Raw genomic sequence first — 766 nt, 5'->3', positions numbered from 1 at the left:
GATTTCCAATGACCTTCACCCCTACTCAAAAAGAACTCTTTAACAAAAACATTGAGGCTTTAAGCAATATTCTTTTAAAAGAAAGTTTAAAAGAAATTAAATCAAGTAAATTTGAACTTATCTTAGGTAAAGATAATCTAGATATCAATTTAAAAGATACAAGTATAAAAAATAATGGGGGGGGGTATAATGAAAATTTACTTTATCAAGATCCCATTAAAGAATTGCAAACTATGCTAAATACTTATAATGATAAATATCTACTTTATCCTGTATTATATTTTTATGGTTTTGGAAATGGAATTTTATTTAAAGCTTTATTGCAAAATAAAAATCATCAACATATTGTTGTTTTTGAAAAAGATATAGAAATCATTTGGATAATGTTTCATATCTTAGATTTTTCAAGTGAATTGCAAAGTGCAAGATTGATGATTTTGGAAAATGATAAATTACAAGCTCAAGATTATACTGAACTTTGCTCTTCTAAACCTTTCTTTCAATTTTCTAGAATTTATTTTTTAGAACTGATGAGTCATTATTATGAAAGATTTCATGAAGATATTTTAGGATTGAATAAAAAATTAGCAGAAAATTTTAAAAATTCTATTGTTTCTCATGGTAATGATCCTCTTGATGCTCTTCAAGGCATAGAGCAATTTGTTTATAATCTTCCTCAAATGATTACTCATCCTAGTTATAAAGAATTACTTTCTAAAAGAAAGGGTATAAGTGATACAGCTATCATTGTTTCTACAGGACCATC

Annotated in this window: 1 pseudogene; it reads left to right on the top strand. The window is 25.8% G+C overall.

Going from position 1 to position 766, the window contains the following annotated elements:
• Positions 1-8: 8 nt before the first annotated feature.
• Positions 9-766 (top strand): annotated as a pseudogene (locus BGS43_RS09200) (motility associated factor glycosyltransferase family protein); the annotation flags it as partial.

Origin of the sequence: Campylobacter sp. 110 (genome assembly GCF_002383965.1) — a bacterium.
Lineage (GTDB): Bacteria > Campylobacterota > Campylobacteria > Campylobacterales > Campylobacteraceae > Campylobacter_D > Campylobacter_D coli.
This window is presented reverse-complemented; position numbering and strand designations above follow the sequence as displayed.